The organism is Pantoea sp. E956-1, from assembly GCF_982223955.1.
The window spans coordinates 1-255 of the sequence record NZ_CEUYZP010000136.1 but is presented as its reverse complement, the minus strand read 5'-3'; the positions used below and the strand labels follow the sequence as shown (position 1 = coordinate 255).

Genomic DNA, 255 nt, shown 5'->3' with positions numbered 1-255 from the left:
TCTCTGCCGCTGCACCAGGGCCAAATTTTCCGGAAAGTAAACCACCGGCGAGGGGTGACCAGACAAGGAGTCCTATTTTCTCTTCGCAGAGCAGTGGCACCAGTTCCCGCTCCACGTCACGACCGGCAACAGAGTAATACGCTTGAAGTGTCTCAAACCTTGTGGCGTGAAGAGCTTCACTCAGGCCAAGCGATTTACCCAGCCTGCCTGCGGACCAGTTCGATACACCAACATAGCGGACCAGTCCCTGTCGTG

The 255-nt window shown here is 56.1% G+C and carries 1 protein-coding gene; it reads right to left on the bottom strand.

Annotation, left to right across the window (positions count from 1 at the left end; all coding sequences use genetic code 11):
• Nucleotides 1-255: aldo/keto reductase (locus AC0T7J_RS25640; protein ID WP_473798646.1), on the bottom strand; the 255-nt coding region annotated here is incomplete at both ends.